This is a genomic window from Kitasatospora sp. NPDC088351 (assembly GCF_040685575.1).
Lineage (GTDB): Bacteria > Actinomycetota > Actinomycetes > Streptomycetales > Streptomycetaceae > Kitasatospora.
In genome coordinates this window covers 13,882-31,463 of sequence record NZ_JBFBIL010000002.1, presented here as the reverse complement: position 1 = coordinate 31,463, position 17,582 = coordinate 13,882, and the positions used below count along the sequence as shown (strand labels likewise).

Genomic DNA, 17,582 nt, shown 5'->3' with positions numbered 1-17,582 from the left:
CGGAACACCCGGTCGCCGGGGTCCGCCGCCGTCCGGCCCGCACCCCGCGCCCCGGCCGCGGGCAAAGCTGGGGGGCCGCTCCCGATGCCACCCCCACCCGCCGGCCCGCAGTCTCTGTCCAGTACCACCAGCTGTTGCGCAGCACCCCTGCCCCGCTCAGCCCGTACCTGTCCCGCGCACCGCCCCGACCGGGCGGATGACCTTCGGAGGACCCGGTGGGAGAACCCGTACCTGTCAGCGTCGTCGCCCTCGACCCGGTGCTGGAAGCCGGCACCAAGAGCACCCTGTACGCCTGCCCGGACGTGACCGTGACGGAACCGGACACCCCGGGCGCCCCCGGCGGCCCGGCCGCGGAGCCGCGGGTGGTGGTCATGATCGTGGACCGGTTCGCCCGGGCCGAGCTGGACATGCTGCGCGCCACCCGCGACACCGCCGGCCGGCCCGCCGTCGTCCTGGTGGCCAGCGATCTGACGCCCGGTGACGCGCTGCACGCGCTGGCCGCCGGGGCCCGTGCCCTGCTGCGCCGCCGGGAGGCCGACGCACCCCGGCTGTCCCGCGCGGTGCTGGCCGCCGCCCGCGGCGACTGCACCCTCCCCCCGGACCTGCTCGACCAGCTGCTCAACCGCTCCGGCGCCGCCGGTGACGCCCCCGGGTGGGCGGCGGCGGGCCTGTCCGAGCGCGAGCGCTCCGTGCTGAGCATGGTCGCCGACGGCCACGAGACCAGCGAGATCGCCCAGCGACTCGCCTACTCCCAGAGAACCGTGACCACCGTCGTGCACGACATCACCCAGCGGTTCCGGCTGCGCAACCGTGCCCACGCGGTCGCCTACGCGCTGCGGGCGGGCCTGCTGTGAGCGCCCTCCTCGCCGAACGCGCCCCGCAGGCCCCGGCCCCGCGCGCCCATGTGCTCGCCGGCCCGGCCGCGCCCCGGCTCACCTCGATGCTCGGCCACGCCGGGATCGCCACCTCCCCGCACCCGGGCAGCGGCACCGTCACGGTGGCCGCCGCGCCCAGCGTCGAGGACGCCGTCCGGACCGGCGCGGCCACCGACCGCCCGCAGCTGCTGGTCTGCGACACGGTGACGCCCGCCGGCCTGCGGCTGGCCCTGCACGTCGGCGTCGCCGCCGTCCTGCGCTCGGCCGGCCTCACCCCGCCCCACCTCGCCGCCGCCGTGCACGGCGCCCACCACGGCGACGGCCGGATGCCGTACGCGGCCCTCGCCCAGCTGCTCACCGACGCCGTCTCCCCCGCCGTCCGGCCCGCGGCCCCGCCGGCCGCGCCGGCCCCGCTCACCGCGCGCCAGACCGCGGTGCTCGACCTGATGGCCGAGGGCCACGGCAACGCGGTGATCGCCCGGACGCTCCACTGCTCCGAACACACCGTCAAGAACGTCATCTACGAACTGATGGCCCGGCTCCAGGCCCGCAACCGCGCCCACGCGGTCGCCCACGCCGTCCGCCTCGGCCTGATCTGACCCGATCCAGCCGATCCCGATCCTCTCCCCGGAGCCCCCCATGACCGCCCCCGCCCTCGCCCTCAGCTCCCCCGCCGCCGCTCCCACCCGCCCGCGGACCTCGCGCCCGCGCCGCATCCTGATGTGCCGCCCCGAGTTCTTCGAGGTGAGCTATGCGATCAACCCCTGGATGAACCCCGACCGGCCGGTCGACACCGACCTCGCGACGACCCAGTGGGAACGCCTGCGCGCCCTCTACACCGAGGCCGGCCACACCGTGGAGCTGATCGACCCGGTCCCCGGCCTGCCCGACATGGTCTACGCGGCGAACGGCGCCACCGTCATCGACGGCAAGGTCCTCGGTGCCCGGTTCCGCAACCCCGAACGCGCCGCCGAGGGCCCCGCCTACCTCGACTGGTTCCGCGACCGCGGCTTCACCGAGACCCGCGACCCGAGACACGTCAACGAGGGCGCGGGCGACTTCCTCGCCACCGACAGCTGGATCCTGGCCGGCCACGGCTTCCGCAGCTCCCCCGAATCCCACCGCGAGGCCCAGGAGTTCTTCGGCCGCCCGGTCCTCGGCCTGGAGCTCACCGACCCCCGCTACTACCATCTCGACACCGCCCTCGCCGTCCTCGACGGCGACGAGATCATGTACAACCCGGCCGCCTTCTCCCCCGCCGCCCGGGCCCTGCTGGACCGCACCTTCCCCGACGCCCTCCTCGCCACCCCCGAGGACGCCGCCGTCTTCGGCCTCAACGCCTTCAGCGACGGCCGCGACGTCTACCTCCCCGAACCCGCCCACCACCTCGCCGCCCGGCTGCGCGCCCGCGGCTTCCGCCCCCGCCCGGTCGACCTCTCCGAACTCCTCAAGGGCGGCGGCAGCATCAAGTGCTGCACCTTGGAGCTGCGCCCCTGACGGGTGCCGCGCACTGCCGGTGTCGCTGCGCTTCCTTCTCTGCCCGGCGGCGGCCCCGGCGGGCACCATCGAGGTACTCGAACAGAACGCCAACAAGCGTACGGAGGACCGGAGATGACCGACGAGAGAGGTCACCGCGCGGTGCGCGGCGGCGAGCCGAGGCACTCGACCCGGCAGGGGCCCGGCGACGCGCGGCACACGCGGCCGCGGCGGCGCCCGCTCGGTCTCCGCCGGTCCACCGCGCACGTCTGACCCCGGGAGGAAACGACCATGCGGACCACCACTCTTCCCGAGCTCTGGGACCCGACGACGTTCGACGCGCTGCGCCGCCGGCTGATCCCGTCCTTCGACCTGCTGTACGGCAGCGCGGCCGGCGCGGTCGCGCTGACCGTCGCCGAACGGCCCCGGATCCTGGACCTCGGCGCGGGCACCGGACTGCTCAGCGCGGCCGTGCTCGACCGGATCCCCGGTGCCGAGCTGCTGCTGGTGGACCACTCGGCCGGGATGCTCGGCCAGGCGGTCGACCGGTTCCGCGGCAACCCGCGGATCGCCACCCTGGTCGGAGAGTTGACCGACGCGCTGCCGGACGGGCCGTTCGACGCCGTCGTCTCGGGCCTGGCGATCCACCACCTCCCGCACGAGGAGAAACGGGACCTCTTCGCCCGGATCCACCGGGTGCTGGCGCCCGGCGGGGTGTTCGTCAACGTGGAGCAGCTGCTCGCGCCGAGTCCGCGCCTGGAGCCGATGTACGACCACCGGCACGAGGCCCATGTGCACGCGTCGGGCACCCCGGCGGAGGAGTGGGCCGCGGGGCGCCGGCGGATGGCGTACGACATCTGCGCCGATCTGGACTCGCAGCTGACGTGGCTGCGGGAGGCCGGGTTCCAGCAGGTCGACTGCCTGGCCAAGGACTGGCGGTTCGCCGCCTACGCGGGCTGGCGGGCACTGTGACCGCCGCCGGGCCCGAGGGCCTCTACCAGGCCGTGCGCGCCGTCGCGGACCGCCGTCCCGACGCGTGCGCGATCCAGCGGACCGACGGCGGTACGGCCGGCTACGCCGAACTCCTCGGCCTGGCCGACCGGATCGCCGGCGGGCTGGCCGAGCGCGGCGTCCGGGCCGGCGACTGCGTGGCCTACGCGCTGCGCGGCGGCATCGGCTACGTGGCGCTGATCCTGGCCACCGCCCGGCTGGGCGCCCACTACGTCCCGCTGCTGACCGGCTTCTCCGAGCCGGAGGCCAAGGAGGCACTGCGGCTCACCCGGCCGGTCCTCCTGGTCACCGACCCCGCCACCCCTGCCGACACCACCGCCCCCGCCCGCCGCGCCGTTCCGGCGGACGCCCCGGCCGCCGTCCCGCTCGACCGGCTGGCGTCCGCCGAACCGCTCGCGGACGACACCCCCGCCCACACCGGAGTCTTCCGGGTGCTCTGGTCCTCCGGCTCCACCGGCTTCCCCAAGGGGATCGCCTGGCGCCAGGACACGTTCGTCCGGGAGCGGCGGCGCTGGATCGCCGACACCGCGATCCGGGACACCGACGTGGTCTTCTGCCGACACACCCTGGACGTCGCCCACGCCACCGACCTGCATGTCTTCGCCGCGCTGCTCTCCGGCGCCCGGCTGGTGCTCGCCGACCCGGACGCCCCGCCCAGGGTGCTGCTGCACCAGCTCGTGCGGTACCGGGCCACCGTGATGAGCGCGCTCCCCCGGCACTACGAGGAGCTGGCGGACGCCGCCGCCCCCGGCACGGACCTGGCCGGGATCCGGCGGGCGCTCTGCGGCGGGGCGTATCTGAGCCCGGCCGTGACCCGACGGGCCAGGGAGACCCTGGGGCTGAGGATCCGCGAGATCTACGGCTCCACCGAGTTCGGCCTCGCGCTGGGCGACATGGCGGACGGCCCGCCGGGCGACGGTCTCGCCCCGGTGGCCGGGGTCGGCGTCCGGATCGCCCCGCTGCCCGGCACCGGCGGTGCCCCCGTCACCGGCGAGCTGGTGCTCCGCTCGGACTGCACCAGCGAGGGCTATCTGGAGCAGGACGCGGCCAACGCCCGGACGTTCCGCGCCCCCGAGTTCTGGACCGGCGACATGGCGCACCGCACCGCCGACGGCCGCTACCGGATCCTCGGCCGGCTGACCGACGCCCTGGCCACCCCGGCCGGCCCGGTGCTCGCGCCGGTGCTGGACGAGGAGATCGAGGCCACCGGGGCCGTCGCCGAGGCGGTGAGCCTGCCGCTGCACCCCGGCGCCTACCGGAACGAGGTACTGGTCGCGGTCCGGCCGCGCGGCAGCGTGGCCGAGGCCTCCACCGCCGCCCGCGCGGTGCTGCGCCGGCACGGTCTGCACGGCCGCGTCGAGCCGGTCGACGCGGTGCCGCGGACCGAGGTCGGCAAGGTCGACAAGCCGTCCCTGCGCGCGCGGCTGGGGCTGACATGACCGGGTACGAGCCGCACGGCACGGGGACCCCGCTGGTCCTCGTCCCCGGACTGGCCGCCACCGGGCGGTTCTTCGCCCCGGTCGCCGGGGAACTGGCCGCCGGGCACCGGGTGGTGACGGTCGAGCTGCCCCGGCACGGGCCGGCCACCGTCCGGCGGGCGGCCCAGGAGCTGGCCGACGTGGTCGACCGGCTCGACCTGCGCGGGGCGGTGCTGCTCGGCTGGTCGCTCGGCGCCACCGTCGCCTACGAGTACCTGGACCGCTTCGGCGCCGGGCGGATCTCCGCGCTGGTCTCGGTCGAGCAGTCGCCCCGGCTGACGGTCGGGCCCGGCTGGCCGCACGCGGCCTTCGGCGGGCTGGACCCGGCCGGTGTCGAGCGGCTGCGGACGACCGCCCTGACCGACCCGGCCGCCTTCGCCGACAGCCTGGTCCGGGGCTCGTTCGCGGCCGGCACCGAACCGGACGAGGCGCTGGTCGCCGAGCTGACCGCCGAGGCGCTGCGCTGGACCCCGGAGGCCTGCGCCACCCTGTTCGCCGACGCGGCCGGGCTGGACTTCCGGGCCGGGCTCGCCGCCGTCACCGTCCCGACCCTGCTGGTCCACGGCGCGCGGAGCCGGGTCTACCCCACGGACGTCGGCCGGTGGCTGGCCGGCACCGTCCCCGGGGCCGAGCTGCGGGTCTTCGCCGACAGCGGCCACCTGCCCTTCGTCGAGCAGCCGGACGACTTCGTCCGCACGGTCACCGACTTCATCGCGAGGAGTGTCAGCCATGCCTGAGAGCACCGTGCGCCGCGTCTGCTGGATCTACCCCGAACGCGCCAGCGCCCACCAGCGCGCCTACGAGGACCGCGCGGTCTGGGACACCCTGCGGTCGCTGGCCAAGAACCTGTCACTGGAGCTGAGCCTGCACAAGCCCGAGGACGTCTCGGTGGACGCCACCGACCCGGCCCGGCCGAAGGTCTACCTGAAGGGCGAGCGGGTCACGCCCGAGGACACGGTCTTCGTCACCATGCTGTGGTCGCTGCCGCACCAGACCCAGGACGTGGCCAACCAGCTCTTCCTCTACACCGTCCTGGAGCGGCTCGGCTTCTACCTGCCGATGCCGCCACGGCTGAGCTACATCGTCGCGGACAAGATGGCCACCGTGCTGCACCTGGCCGGCAGCCCGATCCCGCCGATGCCCACCGTGAAGATCGGCACCGGCCGGGACGCGATGACCGGCCACTACGACCCCGCGTTGGACGCGCTGGACTTCCCGGTGCTCGTCAAACCGGCGAACTGGGCGATGGGGCTGGGCGTCTCCGTCGTGCACAACGTGCACGACCTGCGCGGGGTGATCGGCCTGGCCGGCGGCTCGGAGACCGCGCTGGTCGCCCAGCCGTACATCGCGAACCCGCGCGAGACCAGGGTCTACGTGGTCGAGGGGCAGGTCCGCGCCGTCCTGAGCGGGTGGAAGGAGGGCTACTGCGGGATGGTCAACCGGACCATCGGCGCCAAGCGCCAGTGGGCCTACGCGGAGCTGCCGGAGCGGATGCTGAGCACCATCGCGTATGTCGCCGAGCGGCTGCCGACCCCGTACTTCACGGTGGACTTCATCTCCGACGGCGAGCGGGAGTGGCTCTCCGAGGTCGAGTTCGACGGCGGGGCCGCGTTCGGCCTGGACGAGGAGTCGGACCGGGTCGCCGCCGAGATGGTCGAGGACCGGTTCCGGGCCTACCTCGCGGGCCACGCGGCCAGGACGGCGGTGGCGTCGTGACCATCGGCGAGCTGCCCTGGGAGCGGGTGCTGGACCAGGCCCGCGAGCTGGAGCAGCACGGCGGGGCGCCGGTGCCGGCGACCGCCGGGAGCCTGGCGGACCTCGCGGTGACCGGCCCGGCCGAGATCTTCGAGGTCTCCCGCCGGCTGACCGCGCCCACCGGATCGATCGTCCTGTCCAGCGGCGGCACCACCGGCCCGCCCAAGATCACCTATGTGTCGTACGACCAGGCGGTCGGCCGGCTGCTCCGCGAGTGGCGTCCGCTGCGGCCCGAGAGCGTCCTGCTGAACCTGTTCACCCCGGGCCGGATGTGGGCCTCGCACTACTACATGCAGGCCCTCGCCGAGCGCAGTGGCTGCCGGGTGGTGCCCAGCGGACCGCTGGAGGCGGGTGAACTCGCCTACTGGCTCGACGCGTTCGAGAGCCTCGGGGTGGACGCGGTGGCGGCCACGCCGAGCGCGCTGACCGACCTGGCGCAGGCCGTGCTCGACGCGGGCCGGAGCCTGCCGCTGCGCACCGTGATCTGGATGGCGGAGCCGTGGACGGAGGCCGCGGAGAAGACGGTGCGCGCCGCCTTCCCCGAGGCCGGGTTCTGGGGCAACTACGGCGCGGTGGAGACCTATGTGATCGCCACCAACACACCGGCCTGCGACCTGCGGACGCTCCATCTGATGCCGGATCAGATCATCGAACCCGACGACGAGGGAGCCCTGTTGAGCCGGGCCGGCGAGGGCTGGACGGTCCCGGTGACCCGCTACCGGCTGGGCGACCGGCTGGCCCCGGCACACTGCCGGTGCGGGCGGCCCGACGGCCTGCGGGTGCTCGGCCGCGCCGACGACACGTTCAAGCTGCACGGCAGCCTGCTGGCCATCGGCGACCTGATCGAACTGGCCACGGCGCTGCCCGGGGTGGCGCAGGCCCAGCTCGAACTGGTCCGCGAGGAGGAGTCCTGGCACGGGGTGCGCCGGCTGGCGGTGCACTTCACCGGCACCGCCGAGCCGGCCGCGCTGCGGCAGCACCTGCTGGACGGGTCCGCCCGGCTGTTCGGCATCGCCCTGCACCACCCGGAGGCGCTGGCGGTCGCCCGCGTCGACCGGCTGACCCGGGTCGAGCGCACCGGCAAGGTGCCGCCGATGATCTGGCGGCAGCCGTGACGACCGCCGTCCGGGGCCGGCCCTGGGCCGTCCTGACCGTGGTCTCGGTGGCCTTCTTCCTGGCGCAGCTGGACGCGCTGGTGGTCACCGTCGCGATCCCGCGGATCCGCGAGCAGCTCGGCGCCTCGCTCGGCGAGGCGGTCTGGGCGCTCAGCGGCTACCTCCTCGCGCTGGCCGCCGGGCTGATCACCGGCGGGCGGCTGGGCGACCAGTTCGGGCACCGCCGGGTCTTCCTGACCGGGCTGGCGGTCTTCACCGTCGCCAGCCTGGCCTGCGGGGCGGCCCGGTCGCCGGGCCAGCTGATCGCGGCCCGGGTGCTCCAGGGCGTCGGCGCGGCCCTGTTCTCCCCGCAGACCATGGCGATGCTGGTGCGGCACTTCCCGGCCGAGCGCCGCGGTACGGCCTTCGGGGTCCGGGGCGCGGTCGGCGGCGTCGCCGCGGTGGCGGCACCGGTGGTGGGCGGCGTGCTGGTCGGCGCGCTCGACTGGCGGTGGGTCTTCCTGGTGAACGTCCCGGTCGGGGTGGCCGCGATGGTGCTGGGGCGGCTGGCGATCCCGGACGCCCGGCCGACCGGCGGGCAGCGGCCGGACCTGCCGGGGGCGGCGCTCGCGGCGTCCGCGCTGCTCTGCCTGAGCTTCGCGGTCACCCAGGGCGCGCAGTACCGGTGGAGCGGCTGGATCTGGGCGCTGTTCGCGGCCGGGGCCGCGCTGTCGGCCGGCTTCGTGGCGCAGCAGCGGCGACGGCAGGAGCACGCGCCCCTGGTGCCGTTCGCGCTCTTCGCCGACCGGGCCTTCACCCGGATGACCGCCTGCGGGGCGGTCGTCGCCACCACGGTGACCGGGCTGGTGGTGCTGCTGTCGATCTACTTCCAGTCGGTGGCGGGCTACGGCGCGCTGCTGGCCGGGCTGGTCCTGGTGCCGGCCTCGGCCTGTTCGATGCTCCTCAATCCGGTGGCCGGCCGGCTCTCGGGCAGGGTCGAGGGCAGGCTGCTGGTGCTCGGCGGGCTCGGCGCGACCGTGGCGGGCATGCTGTGGGCCGCCGCCGCGATGCGCACCGGCGCGCGGTGGCCGGAGTTCGTGGCACCGATGTGCGTGATCGGGGCCGGCAACGCCTTCCTGCTCACGCCGCTGGTGACCGCCGCACTGCACGACGTGCCCGCCCGGCTGAGCGGAGCCGCCTCCGGGGTGCTCGGCACGGCCATGCAGGTCGGTTCGATGGCCGGCGCCGCCGTCGTCGGACCGCTCGTCCGGACCACGCCGTCCGCCGGTTCGGTACGGCTCGCGCTGGTCCTCCTCGCCTCCGCGGCGTCCGTCGGCGGGCTGGCCTTCCTGGCCGCCCGGACGACGCCGCGGGTCCTCGTCGGCAGCGGATCCCCGGAGAGGGGGTGAACACCATGAAGAAGCGCACCGTCCAGAACGACAGCACCGCCGAGAGCGGCCGCTGGATGATCATGGCCGCCCCGGCCGCCCAGCGGTGACACCGGCAAGGCCCGGCCACCCGCACCACGCCGCCGGCCCCGGTCCGCGGCGGATCCCCGGAAAGGAGGTGAACACCATGAAGAAGCGCACCGTCCAGAACGACAGCACCGCCGAGAGCGGCCGCTGGATGATCCACGCGGCCCCGGCCGCCCAGCGATGACACGAACGAACCGGATGTCGCTTCCCGGGGCCCGGAGCCGTGCCGGGCCCCGGGAGCGGCGCCGACTCGACCTGGAGGAACAGGCGATGAAGATCCTGCTCGTGAACATGCCGTGGGGGTCGATCGAGGTCCCCTCCCTCGCGCTGGGGATCCTGCGCACGGCCGCCGAGTCCGGTGGCCACGAGGTCCAGGTCCGGCACGCGAACCTGGACTTCGTCGACTGGGTCGTCGGGCGGACGGCGTTCGGCCTCGGCGACTACACCTACTACTCGACCTCCTCGTACTTCCAGGGCGCCGGCGACTGGGTCTTCTCCAGCGCCCTGTACGACCGGCCCGGCGACGTCGACGCCTTCTCGGCCTTCCTCGCCGCCAACGGCGCCGGGGCGGCGGAGATCGCCATGACCACCGCCCTGCACGGGCTCGCGCCGGAGTTCACGGCCCGGCTCGCCACCGACCTGGCCGGGGAACGGCCGGACGTGGTCGGCTTCACCACCACCTTCCAGCAGAACACCGCGAGCCTGGCCGCCGCCCGGCTGCTCAAGCGGCTGTCGCCGGGCACCCGCATCGTGTTCGGCGGCGCCAACTGCGACGGCGAGATGGGCGCGGCGCTGCACCGGAGCTTCCCGTTCGTCGACCACGTCGTCCGGGGCGAGGGGGAGACGGCGTTCCCGGCCCTGCTGGCCGCCCTCGCCGAGGACGACCCGGGGACCGCCGGGGCTTCCGCGGCTTCCGGGGACGACACGCTTGCGGGCATCCCCGGACTCTGCTGGCGGGACGGCTCCGGCACCTCCCGGGCGAACCCGATGTCCCGCCGCCCGCTGGCGCCCGGCCAGATCCTGGCCCCCGCCTACGACGGCTTCTTCGAACGGCTGGACGCCTCCCCGGCGGCGCGCTGGGTGCAGCCGAAGCTGCTCGTCGAGGGCTCCCGCGGCTGCTGGTGGGGCGAGAAGCACCACTGCACCTTCTGCGGGCTCAACGGCTCGTTCATGGAGTTCCGCAGCAAGAGCCCCGACCGCTTCTACGACGAGGTGACCGGGCTGGCCGAGCGCCACCAGGTGCTGGACTTCGTGGTGGTCGACAACATCCTGGACATGGGCTACTTCGACACCGTGCTGCGCCGGCTGGCCGAGTCGGACCACGACATCCGGCTGCACTTCGAGGTGAAGTCCAACCTGCGCCGCCACCAGTTCCAGCTGCTCGGCGAGGCGGGCGCGGTGATGGTGCAGCCGGGGATCGAGAGCCTCAGCACCCCGGTGCTGCGGCTGATGGACAAGGGCGTGACCGGCTGCCAGAACGTCCGCGCGCTGCGCGACGCGCAGAGCGCCGGGGTCAGCTCCTGCTGGAACTACCTGTACGGCTTCCCCGGCGAGGCGGACCAGGACTACCGGGCGGTCATCCGCCAGATCCCGCTGCTGCACCACCTCGAACCGCCGGCCGGGGCGTCCCGGATCGCGATCGAGCGGTTCAGCCCGTACTTCGACAAGCCCGAACTCGGCTTCCCCGACCTGCGACCGGCCCAGCAGTACGCCGAGATCTACCGGCTGCCGGAGAACGAACTCACCGACCTGGCCTATCTGTTCTCCGCCGCGCCGCAGGGCATCGACGAGCCGCTGGCCGCCGAGCTGTCGGCGGCGATCGACACCTGGCACCAGCGGTACCCGGCGAGCCGCCTCACCTACCAGGACCTGGGCACCCGGATCGTGCTGCTCAGCCGCCGGCAGGCCTACGACTGGACGGTCCTCGAACTGTCCTCGCCCGAGCGGCTCGCCCTGTTCCGCCTGCTCGACCAGCCCCGCGGCCTCGCGACACTGACCGCCAGGGCGGGCACCGACGAGCCCACCGTACGGGCGGTGCTGGACGACTGGATCCGGCGGGGCCTGGTCTTCCAGGAGAACGACACCTTCATCCAGGTGGCCGTCGAGGCCGGCAGCCAGGTGCTGTTCCGGCTGGACGACGCCCGGCCCGGCGAGGAGAAGTCCGCAGAGCAGAACGAGCAGCAGGAGGCACGCCATGCCGTCGCAGTTGGCTGAACCGCCGAGCCCGGCCATCACCGTCGAGGCCTGGCGCGACCACGACCCGGCCGCCCGGGCCCTGCCCGGCATGGCGCTGGGCCGGCTGGAGCTGGCCGACGCCGCCCGGCCGGACGCCGAACGCCTGTACCGCGCGGGTGCGCGGCACGTCCGCCTCCCGCACCCCGTCGACCTGTGCGCCGCGACGGCGGGCCCGGAGTCCGCGCGGGCCCTCCTGCTGCTGCGCGAACTGACCGGCCGCGGCCTCGCGGTGGACTGGGTCGCCCGCTGCGCCGACGGCTGCGCGGCGGACGGCGCCCTCGGCCACCTCTACCCGCCGAGCCGGATCGAGGGCGCGCCGCCGCAGGCCGCCGGGGCCTGGCGCGCCGGGTACTTCCCGGCCAGGTGCGTCTACCGGCACGGGCCTGGCTTCATCGAGGTCAGGGACCGCCGCTTCGGCCCGCTCGACCTGTTCACCATCGACGAGCCCCACTTCCTCACCGCCGTGGCCGGGTTGCTGGAGGGAGCACCCACCGGCACCGTGCCCGACGACGTCCGCGCGGAGCTCGCCGACGCCCGGCTGATCGCCGAACACGCCGGCCGGCTCTGGTGGCTGCCGACCCGCCCCTACCGCTGGCCCCTCGGCTCGCTCGGCCTCTGACCCCGGCGCGCAGGCCCGCCCGGCCCTGCGCCGTCAGTCCAGGCTTCGCCACCCGACCCGGACACCCCGCCCCGCGAAGATCCTCAACTCCTTTTGCTTGCACTTGACTTGACAATGCATCAGGCTCAGGGGAAGGGGGCACCACGGGAGGGGGAACCGAACAGATGAGTCCAGGCCGTCGTCTTCGCCACGCCTGCGCCGTTCTCGGCCTGGCCACCGCCCTGTCGATCGGCGCCGGTGGGGTGTTCCCCGCCTCGGCCGCCGGCCCGGAGGGTGTCGTCCGCGGCGCCGGGTCGCCGAACGCCGTCCCGGGCAGCTACCTGGTCGTCCTCAAGGAGCAGGCCGGAGCGGGCGGTTCGCTCCGGAGCGCGGCCCAGGCGCTCGCCCGCTCGTACGGCGGAACGGTCCGGCGGACGTACGACGCGGCGCTGCACGGGTTCGCCGCCGACCTCTCCGCGCGGCAGGCCCGCCGGCTGGCGGCGGACCCGTCGGTCGCCCTGGTCTCGCAGAACCGCCGGGTGCGGGCCGACGACACCCAGCCCGATCCGGAGTCCTGGGGGCTGGACCGGATCGACCACCGGCGGCTCCCGCTCGACCGGCGGTACGACTACCCGGCCACGGCGGGCCGGGGCGTGACCGCGTACATCGTCGACACCGGCGTCCGGGTCACCCAGGAGGAGTTCGAGGGCCGGGCCTCCAACGGCTTCGACGCCATCGACGGGGACAACGTGGCGCAGGACGAGCACGGCCACGGCACCCATGTGGCCGGAACGGTGGCGGGCAGCACCTTCGGGGCCGCGAAGGCCGCGTCCATCGTCGCCGTCCGGGTCCTCGACGACAGCGGATACGGCACCACCGAGCAGGTCGTCGCCGGGATCGACTGGGTGACCGGGCACGCCGTCAAGCCGGCGGTGGTCAACCTGAGCCTGGGCGGCGAGCCGGACGAAGTCCTGGACGCGGCGGTACGCAACTCGATCGCCTCGGGCCTCACCTACGCCGTGGCCGCCGGGAACGACGGCACGGACGCCTCCCAGCACTCCCCCGCCCGGGTGCCCACCGCCCTGACGGTCGGGGCCACCGACCAGGACGACGTCCGCGCGTCCTTCTCCAACTACGGCCCGCTGGTGGACCTCTTCGCACCCGGCGTGGACATCGTCTCGGCCCTGAGCTGGGTCGACGTCGGCGGGATCGGCACCACCATGTCGGGCACCTCGATGGCCACCCCGCATGTGACCGCCGCGGCCGCGCTCCACCTCGCCGCCCACCCGGCCGCCACCCCGGCCCAGGTGGCGGCGGCGCTCACCGCCGCGGCGACCACCGGCTCGGTCCAGGACGCGGGCCCCGGCTCGCCCGACCGGCTGCTCTACACCGGCACCGCGCCGGTGCGGGCGCCCGGGCCGCTCTTCACCAACGGCACCGACGTCGCCGTCGACGGCACCGTCGAGTCCGCGATCACCGTCACCGGAGTGCCCGGGCACGCGCCCGCCGACCTGGACGTCCGCCTCGCCATCAAGCACGGCTGGCGCGGGGACCTCACGATCGACCTGATCGCCCCGGACGGCACGGCGTACCGGCTGCGGGACGAGGACATCGCGGACGGCCGCCCGGACCTCACCGCCCTCTACGGCGTGGACGCCTCCGCCCGAACGGCCAACGGGGTGTGGAAGCTGCGGGCGACCGACCGCTACGGCTACTTCCCCGGCTTCATCGACAGCTGGTCCCTGCGGTTCTGACGGTCCCGCCCGGCCCCGACACCCGGGGCCGGGCGGGACCGCGCCCTCGCGACACTCCGCCCTCGCGACACTCCGACCGAATGCGAAAACCGCCGCGCCGAAGACGGGCGGCGGCGAAAAGTCGCCAAAAAACGCAGAAAGGCCGCTTCCACCGCTCTCGGCGGAAACGACCTCAGACCCGTGCGAACACCGGTCGAGACGGCGACCCCACACCCCCACCGCTCCCCGCCCGGGCGATCCCTGTGTCCTTCCCGCCCTGAGGGCCGGGTGAGGGCTTCACGATCGCGAGCCGCGAAATCGGGTCTCCTGCTTCAAGTATCCCCATATCCACCTCCGCCCGGTCGACCTGCCGGCTATTGATCCCGGCACAATCCAGGATACTCCGCGCGGCCGCCATTCGGTCGGCCTTTCCGGCGCGGCACCGCGCACAACTCCACCGCGCACACTCCGCTGTGCGCAACGCACAGAAAACGGCCCACCCGCCACAATTCCTCCGCGCGATCCGGAAAGGCGCCCGACAACGGGCACCCGGCCCCGGCGGCCCACCGACGACCCGCGAACCCGCCATCCCTCCGGCACGGGACCCGTCGATCACAATGAGCGATGTGACGGATACACAGCGGGGCGACAACCACGGCGGCGAGCGGGAGAGCGGCGCGCCCAGCCCGTCCGCGCTGCTGCCGACCCTGGACGAGGAGCAGTTGCGGGTGCTGCGCCGGGTCGGCGAGCAGTGGGACCGGGTGGCGGGCGATCCCGAGGCATGGCAGCGCGCCCTGCCGGTCGACCCGGACCTGGGCCGCTACCCCACCGAGGTCCGGCCGGCCAGGTTCGGCCGGTTCGTGCCGATCCCCCCGCTCGACGGCGGGCCGGCCACCGCCGTCGAGGCGACCGAGGACGCCGATGCCGTCCCGTTCTCGCCGCTCGGCCGGGCCGGCTCCCGGCTGCGGCGCGTGCTGTTCGGGGCTCCGCTCAGGAGCACCGCGATCGCCCACGAGCGGATGCGCAAACTGGTGGCGCTGCCGGTGCTCTCCGCCGACGCGCTGTCCTCCGTCGCCTACGGCCCGGAGGCGATGCTGGCGGTCCTCGTCCTCGGCGGCGCGGCCGGGCTGCGCTACGCCCTGCCGGTCGCCGCGACCATCGCCTTCCTGATGCTGGCGGTGGGAGTGTCGTACCGTCAGACGATCCGCGCCTATCCGCACGGCGGCGGCTCGTACGTCGTCGCCGGCGACAACCTCGGCCGGCTGCCGGGGCTGGTGGCCGCCGCCGGGCTGATGACCGACTACATCCTGACCGTCGCCGTCTCGATCGCCGCGGGCGTCGAGGCGATCACCTCCGCGATCCCGTCCCTCACCCCCGACATCGTCCCGATCGGTGTCGGGGTGATCGCCCTGCTGCTCGCCGGCAACCTGCGCGGCATCCGGCAGGCGGGCGTGCTCTTCGCGGCCCCCACCTACGCCTTCATCGCCGCCGTCCTCGCCCTGGTCTGCGTCGGCCTCTACGACGCCGGCGGGCGTGGCTTCCACCCGACGCCGACGCCCGCGCTGACGGCGACCGAGGGCCTCGGCGTGCTGCTGGTGCTCCGGTCGTTCGCCTCCGGCTCCACCGCGATGACCGGCATCGAGGCGATCTCCAACGCCGTCCCGGCCTTCACCCCCGTCACCTGGCGCAACGCCCGGACCACGCTGACCTGGATGGTCGGCCTGCTGATCGCCATGTTCGCGGGCATCATCGCGCTGATCCGGCTCGACGGCATCGTGCCCAGCGGCACCGAGACGGTCCTCTCCCAACTCGCCCACCGCAGCTTCGGGAACGGGGTCCTGTACGTGCTCACGCAGGCGGCGACCGCGGCGATCCTGCTGCTCGCGGCGAACACCGCCTACAACGACTTCCCCCGGGTGCTGTTCCTGCTGGCCCGCGACCACCACGCGCCGCGGCTCTTCCTCCGGCTCGGCGACCGCCTCGCCTTCAGCAACGGGATCCTTCTGCTCTCGGCCGCGGCGACGCTGATCTTCGTCGCGTTCGGCGGCCGGACGGCACCGCTGATCCCGCTGTTCGCCGTCGGGGTCTTCCTCGCCTTCACGCTGTCGCAGGCCGGCATGGTGGTGCACTGGTGGCGCCTGCGCGACCGGCACTGGCGCAAGAGCCTGTTCTTCAACGCCACCGGCTGTCTGCTGTCGGCGGTCGTCTTCATCACTGCGGGGGTCACCAAGTTCACCGAGGGCGCCTGGGTCGCCGTGCTCGCCGTCGGGCTCTTCCTGTTCGTCGCCCTGCGCATCCGGCACCACTACGAGCAGGTCGCCGAGGCCGTCGCGCTGCATCCGCACGCCGTAGAGGTGCCCGGGCGGACCCTCGCCCCGCAGGCCGGCGGGCAGCCGGCCGAACCGGGCCCGCCGCGCGGAGCCGGCCCGGCGGCGGAGGGCGAGGAGGAGAACAGGACGGCGGAGGACGAGGAGGCGCCCGAGGAGATCCGCCACCTGGCCGTCGTGCCGGTCGCCGCCCTGGACCTCCCCGGCATGCGCGCCCTGGCCTACGCCGCCTCCCTCCAGCAGCCCGTCCTGGCCGTCCACGTCAGTCCCACCGAGGAGGAGGCCGAGCGCTTCCGCGGGTACTGGCGGCTGTGGGGCGACCACCTGCCGCTGGAGGTCATGCTCTCCCCGTACCGCGCGATCGTCGCACCGCTCGTCAACTACCTGGAGGCCCTGCACCGCCAGCGCCCCGACGTCACCCTGACCGTCATCCTCCCGGAGCTCGTCGTCCGGCACTGGTGGCACCGCGTCCTGCACAACCAGCTCGCCGGGCGGCTGCGCCGGGCGCTGCGGAATCTCCCGAAGGTCGTGGTCACCACCGTCCCCTTCCATGTGCGGCCCCGGTCTGTCCGGCCGGGGCCGCACATGCCGAGGGGCCCGCACCGCGCGTGAACGCGGTACGGGCCCCTCGCCGCCGGGCGGGTGGCCCGGTGGAAAGCTCGCTGCCGAAAGGACTACAGCGGGCGGATGTTCTCGGCCTGCGGGCCCTTCTGGCCCTGGGTGAGGTCGAACTCGACCTTCTGGCCCTCAAGCAGCTCGCGGAAACCGCTCGCAGCGATGTTCGAGTAGTGGGCGAAGACGTCGGCGCCGCCGCCGTCCTGCTCGATGAAGCCGAAGCCCTTTTCCGCGTTGAACCACTTCACGGTGCCAGTAGCCATAATAATTTCTCCTTCAAAGGACTGTTCGAAATCCGCACTGTGCGGATATCGAGTCGCCGCGATGAGGACCCGTCCCGGGAAACGACCGGGAAACAAAAATGCGCCTGCGAGGCATCAGCAGGCGCACACAGAGTTCATGGGAACCAAAACTGCAACTACCACGACTGTAGCAGGGTTCGGGCCCGAACGGCGTTTTTCGTGCGCCGGCCGGGTAGGACGCGGGTTCGACCGCCACGGACCGTCACGGACCTCCGCCGGACCGCCACCGGGCTGCCGGCGGACCTCCGCGGGGCCCGCCGCCGGTGCCGGTGCGGGCCACGACCGCCCCCGCCGGGTGCCGAAGACACGCCGAGCCGCCGAAAATCGATGCCCAGACACGGTCCAGAACCCCGAAGTTGGGCGCATACTGGCCAGGATGACGAAATCAACCTCACCCCGGCGCCCCCTACCCACCAGCCCCTTCCGCCCAACCCCTCCGGAGCCACTCAAAGAGTTCGCCGTCGGAGACCGGGTCTCCCATGACCAGTTCGGCCTGGGCCGGACCATCGCCGTCGAGGGCGACGGCCAGACCGCCGTCCTCGTCGACTTCGGCTCGCACCAGCAGCGCATCACCCAGCCCTACTCCAAGCTCTTCAAGCTCTAAGGCG

Annotated in this window: 15 protein-coding genes; 14 read left to right on the top strand and 1 reads right to left on the bottom strand. The window is 74.2% G+C overall.

Features of this window, described 5'->3' with window-relative positions; translation table 11 throughout:
* Positions 1 to 215: 215 nt before the first annotated feature.
* From AB0P06_RS01685 to AB0P06_RS01625, 13 genes are all read left to right on the top strand, one after another.
* Entirely contained in the window at positions 216 to 854 is a 639-nt protein-coding gene (locus AB0P06_RS01685; protein ID WP_363604239.1) for a helix-turn-helix transcriptional regulator, read from the top strand.
* Entirely contained in the window at positions 851 to 1,474 is a 624-nt protein-coding gene (locus tag AB0P06_RS01680; protein WP_363604237.1) for a LuxR C-terminal-related transcriptional regulator, read from the top strand. The genes AB0P06_RS01685 and AB0P06_RS01680 overlap by 4 nt, the downstream gene beginning before the upstream one ends.
* A 40-nt stretch (positions 1,475 to 1,514) precedes the next feature.
* Complete coding sequence (ddaH, locus tag AB0P06_RS01675; RefSeq protein ID WP_363604236.1) at positions 1,515 to 2,372, top strand: dimethylargininase; 858 nt, start codon at positions 1,515 to 1,517, stop codon at positions 2,370 to 2,372.
* A 270-nt stretch (positions 2,373 to 2,642) separates the two neighbouring features.
* Positions 2,643 to 3,323 carry a class I SAM-dependent methyltransferase gene (locus AB0P06_RS01670; protein ID WP_363604234.1) on the top strand — a complete coding sequence of 227 codons (681 nt, stop codon included), beginning with the start codon at positions 2,643 to 2,645 and terminating at the stop codon, positions 3,321 to 3,323.
* Positions 3,320 to 4,801, top strand: coding sequence for an AMP-binding protein (locus tag AB0P06_RS01665; protein ID WP_363604233.1), 1,482 nt, complete (start codon positions 3,320 to 3,322; stop codon positions 4,799 to 4,801). The genes AB0P06_RS01670 and AB0P06_RS01665 overlap by 4 nt, the downstream gene beginning before the upstream one ends.
* Entirely contained in the window at positions 4,798 to 5,577 is a 780-nt protein-coding gene (locus tag AB0P06_RS01660; RefSeq protein WP_363604231.1) for an alpha/beta hydrolase, read from the top strand. The genes AB0P06_RS01665 and AB0P06_RS01660 overlap by 4 nt, the downstream gene beginning before the upstream one ends.
* On the top strand, positions 5,570 to 6,556 hold the full coding sequence (locus tag AB0P06_RS01655; protein WP_363604230.1) for a hypothetical protein: 987 nt from the start codon (positions 5,570 to 5,572) through the stop codon (positions 6,554 to 6,556). The genes AB0P06_RS01660 and AB0P06_RS01655 overlap by 8 nt, the downstream gene beginning before the upstream one ends.
* A complete protein-coding gene (locus tag AB0P06_RS01650; protein WP_363604229.1) occupies positions 6,553 to 7,710 on the top strand; it encodes an AMP-binding protein in 1,158 nt (385 codons plus the stop codon). The genes AB0P06_RS01655 and AB0P06_RS01650 overlap by 4 nt, the downstream gene beginning before the upstream one ends.
* Positions 7,707 to 9,098 carry a DHA2 family efflux MFS transporter permease subunit gene (locus AB0P06_RS01645; protein WP_363604228.1) on the top strand — a complete coding sequence of 464 codons (1,392 nt, stop codon included), beginning with the start codon at positions 7,707 to 7,709 and terminating at the stop codon, positions 9,096 to 9,098. Before AB0P06_RS01650 ends, AB0P06_RS01645 begins: the two co-directional genes overlap by 4 nt.
* Positions 9,099 to 9,434: 336 nt before the next feature.
* On the top strand, positions 9,435 to 11,378 hold the full coding sequence (locus AB0P06_RS01640) for a RiPP maturation radical SAM C-methyltransferase (RefSeq protein ID WP_363604227.1): 1,944 nt from the start codon (positions 9,435 to 9,437) through the stop codon (positions 11,376 to 11,378).
* Entirely contained in the window at positions 11,359 to 12,018 is a 660-nt protein-coding gene (locus tag AB0P06_RS01635; protein WP_363604226.1) for a DUF5825 family protein, read from the top strand. The genes AB0P06_RS01640 and AB0P06_RS01635 overlap by 20 nt, the downstream gene beginning before the upstream one ends.
* Positions 12,019 to 12,182: 164 nt before the next feature.
* Complete coding sequence (locus tag AB0P06_RS01630; RefSeq protein WP_363604224.1) at positions 12,183 to 13,751, top strand: S8 family serine peptidase; 1,569 nt, start codon at positions 12,183 to 12,185, stop codon at positions 13,749 to 13,751.
* Positions 13,752 to 14,749: 998 nt separating this feature from the next.
* On the top strand, positions 14,750 to 16,669 hold the full coding sequence (locus tag AB0P06_RS01625; protein ID WP_363604594.1) for an APC family permease: 1,920 nt from the start codon (positions 14,750 to 14,752) through the stop codon (positions 16,667 to 16,669).
* A 62-nt stretch (positions 16,670 to 16,731) separates the two neighbouring features.
* Here the strand turns inward: AB0P06_RS01625 and AB0P06_RS01620 are convergent, their stop codons facing one another.
* On the bottom strand, positions 16,732 to 16,935 hold the full coding sequence (locus AB0P06_RS01620; protein WP_363604223.1) for a cold-shock protein: 204 nt from the start codon (positions 16,933 to 16,935) through the stop codon (positions 16,732 to 16,734).
* A gap of 415 nt (positions 16,936 to 17,350) precedes the next feature.
* Between AB0P06_RS01620 and AB0P06_RS01615 the strand changes: the two genes are divergently transcribed.
* Positions 17,351 to 17,578 carry a hypothetical protein gene (locus tag AB0P06_RS01615; RefSeq protein WP_363604221.1) on the top strand — a complete coding sequence of 76 codons (228 nt, stop codon included), beginning with the start codon at positions 17,351 to 17,353 and terminating at the stop codon, positions 17,576 to 17,578.
* The last annotated feature ends 4 nt before the right edge of the window (positions 17,579 to 17,582 follow it).

Coding starts and splice junctions, on each gene's coding strand:
- ddaH (WP_363604236.1), top strand. CDS start 1,515: ATGACCGCCCCCGCCCTCGCCCTCAGCTCCCCCGCCGCCGCTCCCACC.
- AB0P06_RS01670 (WP_363604234.1), top strand. CDS start 2,643: ATGCGGACCACCACTCTTCCCGAGCTCTGGGACCCGACGACGTTCGAC.
- AB0P06_RS01660 (WP_363604231.1), top strand. CDS start 4,798: ATGACCGGGTACGAGCCGCACGGCACGGGGACCCCGCTGGTCCTCGTC.
- AB0P06_RS01655 (WP_363604230.1), top strand. CDS start 5,570: ATGCCTGAGAGCACCGTGCGCCGCGTCTGCTGGATCTACCCCGAACGC.
- AB0P06_RS01640 (WP_363604227.1), top strand. CDS start 9,435: ATGAAGATCCTGCTCGTGAACATGCCGTGGGGGTCGATCGAGGTCCCC.
- AB0P06_RS01635 (WP_363604226.1), top strand. CDS start 11,359: ATGCCGTCGCAGTTGGCTGAACCGCCGAGCCCGGCCATCACCGTCGAG.
- AB0P06_RS01630 (WP_363604224.1), top strand. CDS start 12,183: ATGAGTCCAGGCCGTCGTCTTCGCCACGCCTGCGCCGTTCTCGGCCTG.
- AB0P06_RS01625 (WP_363604594.1), top strand. CDS start 14,750: ATGCGCAAACTGGTGGCGCTGCCGGTGCTCTCCGCCGACGCGCTGTCC.
- AB0P06_RS01620 (WP_363604223.1), bottom strand. CDS start 16,935: ATGGCTACTGGCACCGTGAAGTGGTTCAACGCGGAAAAGGGCTTCGGC.
- AB0P06_RS01615 (WP_363604221.1), top strand. CDS start 17,351: ATGACGAAATCAACCTCACCCCGGCGCCCCCTACCCACCAGCCCCTTC.